Source organism: uncultured Roseibium sp. (assembly GCF_963675095.2).
Classification (GTDB): Bacteria; Pseudomonadota; Alphaproteobacteria; order Rhizobiales; family Stappiaceae; genus Roseibium.
The window spans coordinates 21719-38328 of sequence record NZ_CAXXSJ010000034.1 but is presented as its reverse complement, the minus strand read 5'-3'; the positions used below and the strand labels follow the sequence as shown (position 1 = coordinate 38328).

At 60.7% G+C, this 16610-nt stretch carries 13 protein-coding genes; 5 read left to right on the top strand and 8 right to left on the bottom strand.

The window, feature by feature from the left end; translation table 11 throughout:
• Positions 1-4: 4 nt before the first annotated feature.
• Entirely contained in the window at positions 5-1000 is a 996-nt protein-coding gene (gene meaB / locus ABIN98_RS13370; RefSeq protein ID WP_394701496.1) for a methylmalonyl Co-A mutase-associated GTPase MeaB, read from the bottom strand.
• Between the two features lie 121 nt (positions 1001-1121).
• Between meaB and ABIN98_RS13365 the strand changes: the two genes are divergently transcribed.
• On the top strand, positions 1122-2156 hold the full coding sequence (locus tag ABIN98_RS13365) for a phytanoyl-CoA dioxygenase family protein (protein WP_346910668.1): 1035 nt from the start codon (positions 1122-1124) through the stop codon (positions 2154-2156).
• A 43-nt stretch (positions 2157-2199) separates the two neighbouring features.
• On the opposite strand, the gene ABIN98_RS13360 is transcribed toward ABIN98_RS13365, so the two are convergent.
• A complete protein-coding gene (locus tag ABIN98_RS13360; protein WP_346910667.1) occupies positions 2200-2790 on the bottom strand; it encodes a DUF1131 family protein in 591 nt (196 codons plus the stop codon).
• 485 nt (positions 2791-3275) lie between these two features.
• Between ABIN98_RS13360 and ABIN98_RS13355 the strand changes: the two genes are divergently transcribed.
• A complete protein-coding gene (locus tag ABIN98_RS13355; protein WP_346910666.1) occupies positions 3276-3680 on the top strand; it encodes a MerR family transcriptional regulator in 405 nt (134 codons plus the stop codon).
• 213 nt (positions 3681-3893) lie between these two features.
• On the opposite strand, the gene ABIN98_RS13350 is transcribed toward ABIN98_RS13355, so the two are convergent.
• The 5 genes from ABIN98_RS13350 to ABIN98_RS13330 form a co-directional block, all read right to left on the bottom strand.
• A complete protein-coding gene (locus ABIN98_RS13350; protein WP_346910664.1) occupies positions 3894-4475 on the bottom strand; it encodes a TIGR00730 family Rossman fold protein in 582 nt (193 codons plus the stop codon).
• A 60-nt stretch (positions 4476-4535) separates the two neighbouring features.
• Entirely contained in the window at positions 4536-5924 is a 1389-nt protein-coding gene (locus ABIN98_RS13345) for a dipeptidase (RefSeq protein WP_346910662.1), read from the bottom strand.
• A gap of 97 nt (positions 5925-6021) precedes the next feature.
• Positions 6022-6600 carry a GNAT family N-acetyltransferase gene (locus ABIN98_RS13340; RefSeq protein ID WP_346910660.1) on the bottom strand — a complete coding sequence of 193 codons (579 nt, stop codon included), beginning with the start codon at positions 6598-6600 and terminating at the stop codon, positions 6022-6024.
• Positions 6601-6688: 88 nt separating this feature from the next.
• Positions 6689-8350 (bottom strand): acetolactate synthase large subunit, encoded by a 1662-nt coding sequence (locus ABIN98_RS13335; RefSeq protein ID WP_346910659.1) that lies wholly within the window; start codon positions 8348-8350, stop codon positions 6689-6691.
• Between the two features lie 434 nt (positions 8351-8784).
• On the bottom strand, positions 8785-10356 hold the full coding sequence (locus tag ABIN98_RS13330) for a helicase HerA-like domain-containing protein (protein WP_346910657.1): 1572 nt from the start codon (positions 10354-10356) through the stop codon (positions 8785-8787).
• A 155-nt stretch (positions 10357-10511) separates the two neighbouring features.
• Between ABIN98_RS13330 and ABIN98_RS13325 the strand changes: the two genes are divergently transcribed.
• Entirely contained in the window at positions 10512-10901 is a 390-nt protein-coding gene (locus ABIN98_RS13325; protein ID WP_346910655.1) for a DUF2267 domain-containing protein, read from the top strand.
• Positions 10902-11300: 399 nt separating this feature from the next.
• Here ABIN98_RS13325 and ABIN98_RS13320 read toward each other — a convergent pair whose 3' ends face one another.
• Positions 11301-11936: a helix-turn-helix domain-containing protein gene (locus ABIN98_RS13320; RefSeq protein ID WP_346910653.1), complete on the bottom strand. Its 636-nt coding sequence runs from the start codon at positions 11934-11936 to the stop codon at positions 11301-11303.
• A 521-nt stretch (positions 11937-12457) separates the two neighbouring features.
• Between ABIN98_RS13320 and ABIN98_RS13315 the strand changes: the two genes are divergently transcribed.
• Together ABIN98_RS13315 and scpA are read left to right on the top strand one after the other, a co-directional pair.
• On the top strand, positions 12458-14440 hold the full coding sequence (locus ABIN98_RS13315; RefSeq protein ID WP_346910651.1) for a methylmalonyl-CoA mutase family protein: 1983 nt from the start codon (positions 12458-12460) through the stop codon (positions 14438-14440).
• Positions 14437-16602, top strand: coding sequence for a methylmalonyl-CoA mutase (gene scpA / locus ABIN98_RS13310; RefSeq protein ID WP_346910649.1), 2166 nt, complete (start codon positions 14437-14439; stop codon positions 16600-16602). Before ABIN98_RS13315 ends, scpA begins: the two co-directional genes overlap by 4 nt.
• Positions 16603-16610: the final 8 nt, after the last annotated feature.

Sequence of the window (16610 nt, the reverse complement as noted above, 5' to 3'; positions counted from 1 at the left end):
CGGATCAAATCCCGATCAGCCCGGCGATCTCCTCCACCGCGATCGACACGGATGTTTCGCCCTCGCGCACGGACGCTTCGAGGCTCTTCAGCCGGTCCGCGGTCCGCTTGTCGTTTTTCAACGCCTCCATCATGCGCTGCTGCAGGAGATCCCACATCCAGGCGACCTGTTGCTCGGCGCGGCGGGATTGCCATTCGCCGCTGGCGGTCATTCGGGTTCGGTGCAGTTCGATCTGCTCCCAGAGCGCGTCGAGGCCTTCATTGGCAAGGCCGGAAATGGTGATCACCGGCGGGGTCCAGGTCGGCGACTTCGGCGCCAGGATATGCAGGGCGGCGCGATAGTCGGAAGCCGCCGAGCGGGCGCGCGTGGCGCCGTCGCCGTCCGCCTTGTTGACGGCGATCATGTCGGCGATTTCCAGAACGCCCTTCTTGATGCCCTGCAGCTCATCGCCGGCCCCCGGCAGCATGAGGACGAGAAAGAAGTCGACCATGTCGGCGACGGTGGTCTCCGACTGACCGATGCCGACGGTCTCCACAAGAATGATGTCGAAGCCTGCGGCCTCGCACAGGAGCATGGTTTCCCGGGTCTTGGCCGCGACGCCGCCGAGCGTGCCCGCAGACGGCGAGGGGCGGATGAAGGCGTTCCTGTCGACGGCAAGCTGCGCCATGCGCGTCTTGTCGCCGAGGATCGAGCCGCCGGTGCGGGTCGAGGACGGATCGACCGCTAGCACGGCGACCTTGTGGCCGGCGGCCGTCAGGTTCGAACCGAGTGTATCGATCGTCGTCGATTTGCCGACGCCCGGAACACCGGTGATCCCGACCCGAAGGGCCTTGCCGGTCCGGGGCAGCACCTCCTGGATCAGCTCGCGGGCGATCTTGCGGTGCTCCGCCTTGCGCGATTCCACCAGGGTGATGGCACGGGCAAGGGTCGCCCGGTTGCCGGACCGGATGCCTTCGGCAAGGGTTCGAACATCGAGGGCCTGGCGGTTTGCTGGTTTCATCATGCCCAAGGCTTAGCGGAGGAATCGGTAACCGTCACGGTCGATCTTGGTAGAAGGCGGCAGGTAGGGTAATGATAATTAGAAGACCCGAGTTTTAAGTCTGAAGTCGCGAGCCCTCAAGATGAATGCCCTGTCTTATCTGAATGCGCCGATCTGGCTTTTGGGTGTTTTCGGGTCGGAGAAGTCCTATCGGAAGAACCCCATCATCGGCAGCCCGAAGCTGAACCGTTGGGGCCTGCATCGGAAACGGGTGCAGATGGCTGCAGCCCTTGCGGCCTCCAGGCGCCGTCGGCTGGCGTCGGCCGTCCCTGACGAGGACCGCAGGTTTTTCGATGAAAACGGTTATTTTCTGGTCCGCAACTTTCTGCCCGACGATCTCTGCAAGGCCCTGACGGAGGAAGTGACGGCCGGACCGTTCGAGGCCCGGGAGATGCGTCAGGGCCAGACCGTGACCCGCATGACCCCTCTGCCACCGAGCATGCTTGCGGCCAATCCGACCCTCGCCAAGACCGTTCGCGATCCGCGCGCCCGGGCGATGATCCACTATGCGGCCTCCCAAGGCGGACAACCGCAGATGTTCCTTCAGACCGTGATCGCCGAACCGCAGCGGGGTAAGAAAGATCCGCAGACGGACGTCCATGCCGATACCTTCCATGCCACGTCGAAGGCCTGGCTGTTCCTGCAGGATGTCGGCGAGGAGGACGGGCCGTTCTGCTTCGTGCCCGGGTCGCACAAGGTCACGCCGGAGCGCCTGGAATGGGAGTATCAGTGCTCCTTGACGGCCAGCACCGACGGCCGCAACCACCACGCCAGCGGCTCGTTCCGCATCAAGCCCGAAGAACTGGACGCGCTCGGCCTGCCGCAGCCGGTCAGGATGGCGGTGCCCGCCAATACGCTGATCGTTGCCGATACCTTCGCCTTCCACGGGCGCACCCCGTCGGACCGGCCGACGACGCGGGCGGAAGTTCACTGGCACATGCGCCGTAACCCGTTCCTGCCATGGACAGGTCTTGACCCGTTGTCCCTGCCTGGCATTCGGGAGCGGGAACTCGGGCTTCACCTTGCCTATTCGGACCTGCGTGAAAAGTACCTCAAGAAGCGCAATGTCTGGCGGCCGGTTGGGGCCGTGGAACTCCGTTCAGGGCCGCACGTCTAGGGGCAGAACCCTAAGCTCTCGCCGTAGCTACAATTAAGAAAACTTAGCTCTTCGTCGGGAACCACAGGATCCGCTGGAGTCCTGCCTTGCGCAGTTCATCTTGCGGTGCTAGCCGGTCGAACGGGCCCGGATATTCGGGGATCGCGAAGACCAGTTCCACATTCGGGATGCCCTTCGCCTTGCAGATCGCCATCCCGCGCCACAGGTTCTGGCCCACCCGGCAATCGCCGCGCGATGTGCCGACCTGGGCGAAGGTCATGCCGATCCGCTCACCGTTCGGGCCCTGCAGATGGTGGGTGACCCCGTGGACGGCACGCACCTTGCCGTCCTTGCCCTTGAAGATCTGAAGGACCTGGAACCCGTCGGAGTTGAAGGCGCCGATCGCCCATTCCGTGGTGTTCTCTTCTGCCGTCTGGATGCCTTCGGCGGTAAATCCGGGCAGGGCCGCCTCGATCGCCTTCTCGCCGTAGCGGGTGTCCTCGGTGATGCCGCCGACGCTGTCCCGCGAAATTTCCACCAGCGTTACATCGGAGGTTTGTGCGACCAGGATCGGTCCTGAATCGTCGATCGTCGGCGAACAGGCGGCAACGAGATAACCGAGAAGACAGGCTGTCAGGAGATGCGGCAGGCGCATGGGTTTAGATGACTCCGGCAAGGCTTTGTCCGTATTGGCAAAATGGACAGTCCGGCGGACATAGCACCGGGCGCATCCGGATGCAAAGCATCGCAGGTTGTTTGACCCAAGGCTCTTGTGCACAAGAGCGTCGCCATGCCGCCTGATCTGACAGGGATCGGGGGCGGTCATCCAGACCCGGTTCGGGATGCCTGCTCGGAAATCCAGGTTGTCCTTAACTACGAAATAGACGCCGATTTACCGAGGTCGTTACCTATGGTAATTGAAAAATATATATAAAAAACAATAAGATAAAATCGAAATGAAAAATTTTTGACCGAATGGAAAATTTTTCCTTGATTTAATTCACCTTCTGAATTAATAAATGCGCAGTTTCGTGAGGCATGGACCTCCGTATGGCTTCAGCGTGGAAGCCCAACAGTTCGTTTCAAACATCGAAATCGGATTTCGGCGCCTTCTCGCAAGGGGCCGGACAGGAGTTGCTCGTGGTCAGTCAATTCAAACCACGGCCGCTACTGCGGTCAGGGACCTATACAATTTCGGATCTGGTTGAGCGCTACGATACCTCGCTCAGGACGCTCCGTTTCTATGAACAGCATGGCCTGGTGCGCCCCGCACGGCCGAGGCCCAATACGCGGGTCTATACGCGGGCCGATGTCGAAAGGCTCGACTTCGTGTTCGATTGCCGGCTGACGGGCATGTCGGTCCGCAGCATCGCCTCACTTCTCGAACTCCGAGACACGCTTCCGGAAAAGGAGTTCGGCAAGATGCACGCCCGCGAATTGCGCAAGAGGCTGGCGGAACTCCTGGCAGAGCTGGAGCAGCTAGGAGCGCAGAAAGAGGCGCTGGAGCGCGGTCTCGGTCTGCTTGAGGAAAAGCTAGCGAGCTGAAAAATTCCCGGCGTTGTCATCTATTGAACGACGGAATTCAAATGCCTTGTGGATGTGGCCTCATGTGTCGAGGGGAAAACAACAATGCCCCGGACGCGCGCCGCATATGACCCGGTGAGAAAATAACAAGACCGGGTTTCCTCCATCGACCCAAGGCAGGGCACCGCGAACCTGGTTCGCGGTGCTTTTCTTTTGCCTGGACCGGAAAACGCTCTAGGTCTCGTCCTTCTTGATCCATTTCGGTGTCGAGGGTGGCTCGTAGCTGCGGAACAGGTTCAGCAGGTCGCCGGGAGAGCCGGCGACCTTCACCATGTCGCGCATGACCGGTTTCATGAAGCCTTCGACCGTCTGATGGTCGAAAAAGCCGATCAGCTGATCATAGTAGCCGTCCACATTCAGAAATCCGCACGGCTTGCGGTGCATGCCGAGCTGGCCCCAGGTCCAGACCTCGAAGATTTCCTCCATGGTGCCCGCGCCGCCGGGAAGGGCGATAAAGCCGTCCGAGAGCTCGGCCATCTTGGCCTTGCGTTCGTGCATGGACGAAACGATATGCAGCTCGCTCAGCTTCTCGTGCGCCAGCTCCTTTTCCTGCAGGGCAGTCGGCAGCACGCCGATCACCTTGCCGCCCGCGGCAAGGGCCGCATCCGCGACCGTTCCCATCAGGCCGACCTTGGCGCCGCCATAGACCAGAGTCAGTCCCTGTTCGGCAATGATCCGGCCGGTTTCCGCGGCGACCTCGCCGTAGACCTGACGTGCGCCGAAACTCGACCCGCAAAAAACGCAAACCGCTTTCATTGATCCTGTCCTGCTATGGAGGGTGGGGCGGGGACCGGAAGCCGGCCCTCGCCGGTCGTATCAATCCTTTGAAAGGGCATCCAGAACCCTGGCCCAGGAGCGGATACCCTTGTGGAAGCTCTTCAGATTGTATTTTTCGTTGGGCGAATGGATCTGGTCGTCGTCCAGACCGAAACCGATCAGCATGGAATCCATGCCGAGCATGCGCTTGAAGTCGCCGACGATCGGGATGGACCCGCCCATGCCGATGAGGGCTGCAGGCTTGCCCCATTCCTCGGAAAGTGCCTTCCGGCCCTTCTCCAGGGCGGGCATGTCGAAGTCGAGCCGCAGCGCGCGGCTGCCTTCCTTGACCAGGAACTCGACGGAGCAGTCGGCTGGGACCTTGGAGCGGACATAGGCGCGGAAGGCTTCGCGGATCTTCTCCGGATCCTGGTCGCCGACGAGGCGGAAGGTGAACTTGGCGTGGGCCTCCGCGGGAATGACCGTCTTGGAACCCGGGCCCTGATAACCGCCCCACATGCCATTCACTTCCGCGGTCGGACGGGTCCAGATGTGTTCCAGCGGCTGGCGATCCTTTTCGCCGCGCGGATATTTCAGGCCAATCTCGCCGAGGAATTCCTCTGACGAAAAGCCCAGTTCGTCCCACATCTTCGTGACTTCTTCCGGCATTTCGACGACACCGTCGTAAAAGCCGGGCAGGGTGATACGGCCGTTTTCGTCATGCAGGCCGGCAATGATGCTGGCGACGATGTGGTTCGGGTTCTGCGCCGCCCCGCCGTAGCTGCCCGAATGCAGATCCCGGCTGGCGGCTTTGACGATAATCTCGTCGCCGACCAGGCCGCGCAACATGACCGAGATCGCCGGTGTGTCCGCGTCCCACATGCCGGTGTCGCAGACCAGCGCCAGGTCACAGGTCAGTTCGTCCTTGTTGGCGTTCAGGAACGGATGCAGGGACGGGGACCCGGATTCCTCCTCGCCCTCGAACAGGACCGTGACGTCCACCGGCAGGTCGCCGGTCTCGGCGATATAGGCGCGGGCGGCCTCGACGAAGGTCATCAACTGGCCCTTGTCGTCCGCCGAGCCGCGGGCGACGATGATCTTGGTGCCGTCTGCGCGGGTGACGATCCGCGGTTCGAACGGGTCGGTGTCCCAAAGATCGAGCGGATCGACCGGCTGGACGTCATAGTGACCGTAAAACAGCACGTGCGGGCCTGCATTGCCCGTCTTGCGATGGCCAACGACCATCGGATGACCATCGGTCTCGCGCACGCTCGCCTCAATCCCGATATCCGTCAGCTCCTTCGCCAGCCATTCAGCCGCGGAGCGGCAGTCCTTGTCGAACGCCGGATCGGTGGAAATGCTTTTGATCTTCACGAGTTCGAACAGGCGCGCCAGGCTGTTGTCGAGATCGGTGTCGATCCGCGCGAGGACCTTGTCGATGGTACTCATCGGTTATCCCTGTGGTTTTGCGATTGAAATTCAGGACAGAAGCTGTTGGCCACTGATCCACCTGATCCCCTGAAGGGTCGGGCAGGTCTTTGAGGCTTTAGCCTACTTTATGCCCGCCAATTGAGTCGGTCACCAGTTTCCGCCGGAAAAAGACCGTTTCGGCGATCGGGGTGTCATAATAACGCTCCATCGGCTCGAAACCATGTCGTTCATAAAGCGTAATCGCGCTTTTCATGGTGGGCAGGGTGTCGAGGCGCATTTCACTGTAACCGGCCAACTCCGCTGTCTGGACGATCGCCTCGACCAGGCGGTTGCCGAGACCGAGGCCACGCCCCTCCGGAGCCACGTAAAGCCGCTTCATCTCGCACACGCCATCCGGCTCCATGGGCCGCAGGCCGACGCAGCCGACGACTTTTCCATGCGCGTCCTGCGCAAGCAGGATTTCGCCCTTGGGCGGAGCATATTTCCCCGGCAGCGCGGCCAGCTCCGCCTCGAAGTCCTGGTAGCTGAGATCGATATCCAGCCAATCCGCATAGGCGCGAAAGAGGGTCGCGGCTGCGGTCATGTCATCGGGCGTTCTGGCCGGGCGGATGAGGGCTTCGGAGGTCTGTTTCATGAACGAAGAGGTGGCGGTTCGCGAACGAGCCGTCAAGACCCGGTCGTGCTGCCTGTTCATGGGGTGCTGATCCGCCGGTCAGGGAATGCGGGAAATCCGGAAACCCAGGGAGAGCACAGCGGGTTCCTAGACTCTGCTGTGCCCGGTTTCAGATCAGGCAGACCTTTTGCGCCAGTTCATCGATCAGGACGCGCTTGTTTTCGGAGTAGTCGACCGGAACGGCAACAAGGTGCACGCCGCCGGCTTCATAGCAGGCGTTCAGGGTCGGGGCGAAGTCTTCCGTTGCCTCGATCCGGTGGCCCTTGGCGCCGTAGGATTCAGCGTATTTTACGAAGTCGGGGTTTGAAAACGTCAGACCCCAGTCTTCGAAACCGCCGACGGCCTGTTTCCAGCGGATCATGCCGTAGGAACTGTCATCCAGGATCAGAACGACGAGATTGAGGCCAAGCCGGACCGCGGTCTCCAGTTCCTGGCTGTTCATCATGAAGCCACCGTCGCCGCACACTGCCATGACGCGCCGGTCCGGATGAAGCATGGCCGCGGCCATGGCGGACGGCAGGCCAGCGCCCATGGTGGCGAGCGCGTTGTCCAGCAGCACCGTGTTGGCGACGACCGTTCGGTAATTGCGGGCGAACCAGATCTTGTACATGCCGTTGTCGAGGGCAATGATCCCGTCGGCAGGCATGACCTTGCGGACGTCGGCCACGATCCGTTGCGGAATGAGTGGGAAACGCGGATCATCCGCACCTTCCTTCAGATGTTCCATCACTTCCGCGCGAACCCGCTCGAAATAGGAAAAATCGTGGTTGGGAGACGGGCTGAGCCGCTCGGTGAGCTTGGCGATCGTCGGTCCGATATCACCCACCAGCTCGAGTTGCGGGAAATAGACCTCGTCCACCACGGCGGTGTTGAAGTTGACGTGGATGACCTTCTTCCCGCCCGGCTTCATCAGGAAGGGCGGCTTTTCGACGACGTCATGGCCGACATTGATGACGAGATCGGATCGGTCGATGGCGCAATGGACATAGTCGCCATCCGAAAGCGCGGCGGTGCCGATGTAACGGTCGCTTTGTCCCTCGACCACGCCCTTGCCCATCTGGGTGTTGAAGAAAGGGATACCCGTCCTGTCGACGAACGTGGTCAGCTCCTGGATTACCCGTCTCCTGTTCGCGCCGGCGCCGACGAGGAGCAGCGGATATCGCGCCGCCTCGATCATCTCGACCGCCTCGTCGATCGGCCCATCCGAACATACGGCGTAGCGTGGGGTGGTCGGGGGGATCAGGGCGGGGGCATGCACCATCTCTTCGGCAATGTCCTCCGGCAGTTCCAGAAGGACGGCTCCCGGCCGCTCCTCACGGGCAAGGCGGAAAGCCTCACGCACAAGCGCGGGAATGGCCCCGCCGTTGACGATCTGACGGGCGAACTTGGTCACCGGCCGCATGGTGGCGACCACATCGACGATCTGGAACCGGCCTTGCTTGCTCTGCTTGATCGGCTTCTGGCCGGTAATCATCAGCATCGGAAAGGCGCCGAGATCGGCGTAGGCCGCGGCCGTCATGAAATTGGTCGCCCCTGGGCCGAGCGTGGACAGGCAGACACCGACCTTGCCCGTAAGTCGGCCATAGGTGGCGGCCATGAAGCCGGCAGCCTGCTCGTGCCGTGTCAGAATCAGGCGGATACTCGATTTGCGTAAAGATTCGAGAAGATCGAGGTTCTCCTCTCCCGGAATTCCGAAAATATATTCGACGCCCTCGTTTTCCAAGGCGCTTACGAGAAGGTCCGACGCTTTAATATCCCTTGTCCCGTCCATCTTTAATTCCCTTTTTTCTTTAAAAATCGGATCGCAATGACTGAAGTTGCTGCGCACTGCGGTGAATAAAGGTCTTCCAGCGAAACCGGCTTGGCGGTCTCTTGAAACATGCTGCGTTTGATCCGGATCGATCCGGTGGCTTCAACACCCAAAACAGCGTGCCCGACGCACTGGGATCAATAAGAATGCGCAGGCCCGAGTGCACAACAAACACAGCCTACCAGCGTTGAAACAGCAGGTCCGGTAACCCGATAATGTCTCATTGAGGCACAGAGAGAGTACGGTTGTCACGCTTATCCTTCCGGCGGTGAGGGTTTCCGGAAGGCCTACATCACCCATCGCTCTTGGATGACGCCACTCAATCGGGTGTAGGGGCGGGAAAGATCGGAACCGGCCGGGTGAGTGAACCGGTTCCGGAAGGGCCGGTAATTGGCCTAAAAGCCGCGCTTGATGTTGCCGAGCAGGCCGCGGACAAGTGCGCGTCCGAGCGATGATCCGAGGCTGCGGGCAGCCGATTTCAGGCCGGCTTCGAGTACGGAATCCCGGTTCGACCTGCGGCTGGAGCGCTGGCGGACACTGTCGCGGCGTGGCCGGTCGTCCCGCCCGAAGTCCGGGAGCTGGAAGCCGGACCGGGTCCGGCGCGGCTCGCCGCGCTTTTCGGCAGTGCGTTCTTCTTCCTGACGCTGCCGCTCCTCCTGGCGCAGCTTTTCTTCCGCTCTCTGGGCCAACATTTCATAGGCCGAGTGACGGTCCTTCGTTCGCTCATAGTGGCCGAAGACCGGGCTCGACTGGATCATCGTGCGCCGCTCCGCGTCGGTGATCGGGCCGAGCCGCGAGGAGGGCGGACGGATTAGGGTGCGCTGGACGATGGAAGGAATGCCTTTGCCTTCCAGCGTGGAAACGAGCGCTTCGCCCACGCCGAGCTCCGTGATAGCCCGTTCCGTATCCAGCTCCGGATTGGGGCGGAAGGTCTCCGCCGCCGCCCGCACGGCCTTTTGATCGCGCGGTGTGAAGGCGCGTAGCGCATGCTGGATCCGGTTGCCGAGCTGGGACAGCACGGTTTCGGGAACATCGAGCGGGTTCTGCGTAACGAAGTAAACCCCGACGCCCTTGGAGCGGACCAGACGAACCACCTGTTCGACCTTTTCGATCAGGGCCTTGGGCGCGCCGTCGAAGAGCAGGTGCGCTTCGTCGAAAAAGAACACCAGCTTCGGTTTCTCCGGGTCGCCCACTTCCGGCAGTTCCTCGAACAGTTCCGACAGCAGCCAGAGCAGGAACACCGCATAGAGCCTTGGCGAGGTCATCAGCTTGTCGGCGGCCAGGATATTGACCATGCCCCGGCCGTCAGGAGCCGTGCGAATGAAATCGCGGATATCGAGAGCCGGTTCGCCGAACAGGTTTTCCCCGCCCTGGCGCTCCAGCACCAGCAGACGCCGCTGGATCGCACCAACGGAGGCCTTGGACACGTTGCCATAATGCTTCGACAATTCCGCTGCCCGCTCGGAGACGTGAGCGAGCATGGAACGCAGGTCCTTGAAGTCGAGTAGAAGCAGGCCTTCGTCATCGGCCAGTTCGAACAGGACGTTCAACACGCCTTCCTGGGTGTCGTTGAGTTCCAGGAGCCGTGCCAGAAGCAGCGGTCCGACCTCGGAGACGGTGGTGCGGATTGGGTGACCTTGCTCGCCGAACAGGTCCCAGAAGACGGTCGGAAACGCCTCGTAGGTATACCGGTCCGAAAAGCCGATGGTCGCCGCGCGCTTTTCCAGAAAATCCTTGGAAACGCCAGCCTCTGCAAGACCGGAAAGGTCCCCCTTGATGTCGGCGCAGAAGACCGGCACGCCAGCGGCCGAAAAGCCTTCCGCTAGGATCTGCAGCGAAACGGTCTTGCCGGTTCCGGTGGCGCCTGTGATCAGGCCGTGCCGGTTGGCGAGTTTCAGGGTGAGGGTTTCTTCCTTGTTACTCGTTCCGATGAAGATCGTATCTTGCGTACTCACCCTTTCCCCCATTTCAATTTCATGTGTCGCCCGATAGGGGCTGACGATAAAAAACCCTTTGCACGACGTTACGGGACCATCGACGTCGTATTCGATCTATGTGTATAGCCTGTTGTCAGTCCTTATGGCCCATAAACTTCATGCGGGCGCAAGATTGGGAGAAAGACATGGAAGAGCTTATCAACCGGATCGTTGCCGCTTCGGGTGTCGGCGAGGAGCAGGCCCGCGAGGCCATCGCGATCATCCTCAAGTTTCTGAACAAGGATGGGCCTGAGGAACAGATGCGGCAGATTTTCAATGCCTTGCCGGGTGCACGTGAACTGGTCGCGGAACGCGAAGGCAAAGGTGGTGGCGGACTGCTCGGTGGCCTGGGCAGCATGATGGGTGGCGGAATGGGCGCAATGGCGGCGCTGAACGAACTGACCTCCGCCGGTCTCGACATGGGAGAAGTTCAGTCCGTGACCAAGGAACTTGTTGCATTCGCCAAGGAAAAGGCCGGTGACGACGTGGTCGACGAGGTGATCTCGCAGATTCCGGGCCTGAGCCAGGTTATCTGACCCCGGATCATCTCTTAAGCCTTGATCAGGACAAACGGCGAGGCGAACACGTCTCGCCTTTTTTGATCTCAAAAGAGATCCTGACGATCCTGAGCGCCCTGGAAACCTGGTTCGGAAAAAGAAGCCTGGACCGCCTTTGGCCCAGCGAACCATCATTGGTTCGAAAAGGCATTCTCATTCAAGTTGCGCCGATTTCACGACGTCTTTCTATCTGCACAGTCTTAAGGTGACGCGCCTTGAGCGCGTTTCTATTTTCTTTCTCTCCGTCCTGGAGAGATGTTGGCCCGATGGGACCTTGCGCCGGCTGTGTCGTCGGCGCTTTTCTTTGCCCTCTCGATCGTTCGGAGTGTCCGAACGAGGGTGTTGTTCCGTCCCTAGACGTTGAACACCTGTCCGGTTTCAGACCCGGATCTGGCCGTAGCGCAGGGCTTCGATGACCGTGTGGGTCTTGTTCGAAGCATTGAGCTTGACGCTGGCATTCTGCAGGTGTGCATGAACGGTCCGCTGCGAAATATCCAGAACGTCTGCAATTTCACTTGCGGTCTTGCCGTAAGCTGTCAACTCCAGCACTTTCCGTTCGCGCGTTGACAGGGCGCCCGGGCGCTGGCCCGATACGGCACCAAGATCCCGCAGACGCGAGAAGGCGGCAGCTGCGAGGACCTCAAGTCCGGCCAGGTCCCACTTGTTTGCATGCAGCGAAGGACCGCTTGCAAAGACAAATGCCTGGAACGGATGCAGTTCGGTTACCGGGACGACAATGACCTTGTTGCCTTCACCGGCAGCCGCCAGAAGGTCGGAATGCTCCATGTCACCGGCGGTGATGGTCCATTCGGTCGCACGGTTGGATGCCAGGCCGAGCATCAGGGCGCTGTCGGTCGCCGAAAGCGAGGTGCTTTCGATACCGTCATTGCGCTGATCGGGCCAGCGGAAACGATGTACGAGATTATCAATGGGCCTGTTGGGCATGGGAAGGCCGGTCACCAGGATATGGGTGGCTCCCATCCGCCGAAGGTTGGATTCAAGAATATCCAACACGTGATGAGCTGCATTCGCCTCTGAGATAGCTCTCAGCTTATTTTTCAATTCCGTATGATCAAGCATTGTGCACATCCATTTTTATGCAATCTTTGATTGCTTTTATCGAAGCATCAGGTTGCGTTTTCCGCTTTTTGCCCTGATACGCCGCCGATGGGAGGTTGTAGTTGTTGTCAGCCCCTTTCTTCTTCTACACATTGTCTGCAGAGAATCTGCGTGAATGGGATCGATAATTTCCCATACGGCAGTTCGTTCAAATTACAATACAATCGCGTAAGATACCAATGGGGAAATTGGCATGATTTGGCTTATCACGCCAGAATCTTGTCCGGTTGTTTCTCTCGGAGCTGTTTTTCGACGGGTATGACGCGCCGCCGCCCATTGTTAATTTAAACAAACAATTAATACGGGAATCGGAATTTTTGACTGATCGGTCCTGTTTATGGGCTGAACCCTATTACCCAATCTGGCTAGTTGCCATCATTCCTCGGGGAGGAATAAAAAGGTGCCAGGAGATGAAAATGCCCCTGATACTGCCTGAAGACTTTTTGAGTTTCGACGAGAACGCCTGGCTTGAAGCCGTCGACCGTGCCTTGAAGGGCGCGCCGAGGTCACGACTGACCGGGCGAACCGACGACGGATTGGAGATCCAGCCACTTTATCCGCAGCGCAGTGAAGCCCGTCCGCTGGCTACACGGAAGGCGCAAACGCCCTGGGCGATCATCCAGAGGATCGATCTTCCGAATCCGTCGGCGGCCAATGCGCAGATTCTGGAAGACCTGAAAGAGGGGGCGGAGGGCATTGAGGTTGTCCTGGCCACGTCAACCACATCCGGTGGACAAGGCGTCCGCGTGGACGATCTGTCCGGGATGGAGCAGTTGTTCGATGGGGTCCTGCTCGATCTGATCCGGCTGCGTCTGGGAGCCGGTCATGAAACCTCGTCGATCGTTACGATGCTGCTGGCCTATGCCGAACGCAAGGACATCGATCCGGCAAAGCTGCAATTGAGCGCAGGGCTCGATCTATTCGGCTGGGTTGCGAGACGCGGCCAGTTCCGTTCGGACTTCGAACGGGTCGAGGAGCGCATCTTCGATCTGCTGCATTTCCTCAAGGGCCAAAATCTCAAGTACGAATTCTTCTGCGCGGACGGACGTGTCTGGCACGGCGCCGGGGCAACCCCGGCGCAGGAACTGGCCTGCGCCTTCGCAAATGCGCTGTACTGCCTTCGCTTTCTGGAACGGGCGGGTATCGATCCTGCCGAATGGTCTGACTGGATCAACTTCACCCTGGTCGCCGATGCCGACCAGGTCGGGACGATCGCCAAGGCCAGGGCGGCGCGGCGGATCTGGGCTCGGATCCTGGATGCCTGTGGCCTGCCTCAGAAACCGATGTCGCTTCATATGACGACGTCGCGGCGTATGCTGACTGCCAACGACCCTTGGGTAAACCTCCTGCGGACGACCGTTGCCGCTTTCTCGGCAGGTGTCGGCGGTGCGGACAGCGTGACTGTGTTGCCCTTCACAATGGCCATGGGCCTGCCGGACGGATTTGCCCGCCGTCTGGCCCGCAACACCCAGTCGATGCTGATCGAGGAAAGCAATCTCCATCAGGTCGCGGACCCTTCTGCGGGCTCGGGCGCGATCGAGGCTCGCACCGATGGTCTGGTCGAGGCCGCCTGGGCACAGTTGCAGGAGATTGAAGCCGAAGGCGGCATCTGGAAAAGCCTCGTAGACGGGAAGATCCAGAACAGGATTGCGGTTTCCCTGGCGTCTTTGCAAAAGGCGGTCGCAACGCGGAAGAAGCCGATTACCGGCGTCAGCGAATTCCCGGACCTGAAGGAAACGCCCGTCGCGGTTCTGGACGATACCCAGGACGATGTCGCGCCGTTGAACCACCATGTCGACCTGCCGCCTCCCGGCGAGGGGAAGTATGCGGCAGCGATGAAAGAGGCCTTCCTGGGCGGATCTTCCCTGGCGGTCGCGATCGAAACGCGCCCGCATGCTGATAATCCGGTGCGCATCGACAAGGTGCCCCAGATCCGTCTGTCCGAGCCGTTCGAGGAGCTTCGCGAGGCGGCCGCCGTTTCCAGGGCGGGGACGCCGCCGGTCGTGTTTCTCGCCTGCCTCGGCCCGCTCGCCCAGTTCACGGCCCGCGCGACCTGGACGAGCAATGTGTTCGCGGCCGGCGGGGTCGCATCCGTCGGCGGCGAGGCGCACTCCGGTCTCGATGAACTGGTGGCCGCCTTCAAGGCTTCGGGCGCAAAGCTTGCGGTTCTTGTCTCTTCCGACACAATTTATGAAAGCGACGGCGAGACGGCCGCGCGTGCGCTGAAGGAAGCCGGAGCGGACTATCTCTATCTTGCCGGTAAGCCCGGCGCCATGGAAGAGAAGCTGCGGGCAGCGGGCGTCGACACATTTGTCTTTGCAGGCTGCGATGTGCTCGAATTGCTGCGCGAGGCGCAAGGCCGGATCGGCCTGGTCGATATTGAGGAGGTGCCGGCATGAGCAGGGTCCCCGATTTTACCGGTATCGGTTTCAAGGATGTCCTCGCTGAGGCGGACACCGCCAAAACGGCCTCCTGGGAGACGCCAGAAGGAATTGAGGTGTCCGGTGTTTATTCGTCAGCGGATACGGCCGGTCTGAGCCATCTCGACACCTGGCCCGGTTTGCCGCCGTTCCTGCGCGGTCCCTATCCGACCATGTATGTCCAGCAGCCCTGGACTGTGCGCCAGTACGCGGGCTTTTCCACGGCGGAAGAATCCAACGCCTTCTACCGGCGCAATCTGGCTGCCGGCCAGAAAGGCCTGTCGGTCGCTTTCGACCTTGCAACGCACCGTGGTTATGACAGCGACCATCCTCGCGTTGCCGGCGACGTCGGCATGGCAGGCGTTGCCATCGACAGCATCTATGACATGCGCACCCTGTTCTCCGGCATTCCGCTGGACAAGATGAGCGTGTCCATGACCATGAATGGCGCGGTGCTGCCGGTCCTGGCGCTTTATATCGTTGCAGCGGAAGAGCAGGGCGTTGCCCAGGCGGATCTTTCGGGAACCATTCAGAACGACATTCTGAAGGAGTTCATGGTCCGCAACACCTATATCTATCCGCCGAAGTCCTCGATGAAGATCATCTCCGATATCTTCGCCTTCACGAGCGCGAACATGCCGCGGTTCAACTCCATCTCGATCTCCGGCTACCACATGCAGGAAGCCGGAGCGACCGCGGATCTGGAACTCGCCTACACCATCGCCGACGGCATCGAATATGCCCGGGCCGGGGTGGCGGCAGGCATGGACATCGACAAGTTCGCGCCGCGCCTGTCCTTCTTCTGGGCGATCGGCATGAACTTCTTCATGGAAGTTGCGAAGCTGCGTGCCGCGCGCCTGATCTGGGCGAAGCTGATGCAGGAGAACTTCCAGCCGCAGAACGCCAAGTCGCTAAGCCTGCGCACCCACTCGCAGACCTCCGGCTGGTCGCTGACGGCGCAGGACGTGTTCAACAACGTCATGCGCACCTGTGTGGAGGCCATGGCGGCAACGCAAGGCCATACCCAGTCGCTGCACACCAATGCGCTCGACGAGGCGCTGGCCCTGCCGACGGATTTCTCTGCCCGGATCGCGCGCAACACCCAGCTCTTCCTGCAGCAGGAAACGGGCACGACCGCGCCGATCGACATCTGGGGCGGGTCTTTCTATGTCGAGAAGCTGACCAACGACCTCGCCGAAAAGGCGCTTGCCCACATTCAGGAAGTGGAAGAACTCGGCGGCATGGCCAAGGCCATCGAGAAGGGCATTCCCAAGCTTCGGATCGAGGAAGCCGCGGCCAAGACACAGGCGCGCATCGATTCCGGCGCCCAGACTGTGGTCGGCGTCAACAAGTACAAGCCGCAATCCGAAAAGCCGATCGACGTCTTGAAGGTCGACAACGCCGAGGTCCGGGCCCAGCAGCTTGCCAAGCTGGAGCGGCTGAAGGCGGAGCGCAACGAGGCCGAAACCCAGGCCGCGCTCGAAGCACTGACCAAATGCGCCGAGACGGGCGAGGGCAATCTCCTAGACCTGTCTGTCAAGGCCGCACGGGCCATGGCAACCGTCGGCGAAATTTCCATGGCTATGGAAAAGGTCTTCGGCCGCCACAAGGCGGAGATCAAGTCGATTGCCGGCGTCTACAAGCGGGAGGCGGGCGCCATGTCCGGAACCATCCAGAAGGTCCAGAAGATGGTCGAGCAGTTCGAGGAAAACGACGGCCGTAGGCCGCGTATCCTCGTTGCCAAGATGGGCCAGGACGGTCACGACCGCGGTCAGAAGGTGATCGCCTCCGCCTTTGCGGACCTCGGCTTCGATGTCGATATCGGACCGTTGTTCCAGACGCCGGAAGAAGCCGCCCGACAGGCGGTGGAAAACGACGTCCATGTGGTCGGCGTATCGTCACTGGCGGCCGGACACCTGACGCTCGTGCCTGCGCTGAAGAAGGCGCTGGCCGACGAGGGGCGCGAGGACATCATGATCGTCGTCGGTGGCGTGGTGCCGCCGCAGGATTATGACGAACTCTATCGCTCCGGTGCTGCAGCGATCTTCCCGCCCGGAACCGTGATCGCAGAAGCCGCCGTCGACCTGATCGACAAGCTGAACGCCGAGCTTGGCTACGAGCCTGCCCAGGCCGCGGAATAGGGGGCAGA

Coding starts and splice junctions, on each gene's coding strand:
- scpA (WP_346910649.1), top strand. CDS start 14,437: ATGAGCAGGGTCCCCGATTTTACCGGTATCGGTTTCAAGGATGTCCTC.
- ABIN98_RS13325 (WP_346910655.1), top strand. CDS start 10,512: ATGGAAGAGCTTATCAACCGGATCGTTGCCGCTTCGGGTGTCGGCGAG.
- ABIN98_RS13335 (WP_346910659.1), bottom strand. CDS start 8,350: ATGGACGGGACAAGGGATATTAAAGCGTCGGACCTTCTCGTAAGCGCC.
- ABIN98_RS13340 (WP_346910660.1), bottom strand. CDS start 6,600: ATGAACAGGCAGCACGACCGGGTCTTGACGGCTCGTTCGCGAACCGCC.
- ABIN98_RS13350 (WP_346910664.1), bottom strand. CDS start 4,475: ATGAAAGCGGTTTGCGTTTTTTGCGGGTCGAGTTTCGGCGCACGTCAG.
- ABIN98_RS13330 (WP_346910657.1), bottom strand. CDS start 10,356: ATGGGGGAAAGGGTGAGTACGCAAGATACGATCTTCATCGGAACGAGT.
- ABIN98_RS13345 (WP_346910662.1), bottom strand. CDS start 5,924: ATGAGTACCATCGACAAGGTCCTCGCGCGGATCGACACCGATCTCGAC.
- ABIN98_RS13315 (WP_346910651.1), top strand. CDS start 12,458: ATGCCCCTGATACTGCCTGAAGACTTTTTGAGTTTCGACGAGAACGCC.
- meaB (WP_394701496.1), bottom strand. CDS start 1,000: ATGAAACCAGCAAACCGCCAGGCCCTCGATGTTCGAACCCTTGCCGAA.
- ABIN98_RS13360 (WP_346910667.1), bottom strand. CDS start 2,790: ATGCGCCTGCCGCATCTCCTGACAGCCTGTCTTCTCGGTTATCTCGTT.
- ABIN98_RS13365 (WP_346910668.1), top strand. CDS start 1,122: ATGAATGCCCTGTCTTATCTGAATGCGCCGATCTGGCTTTTGGGTGTT.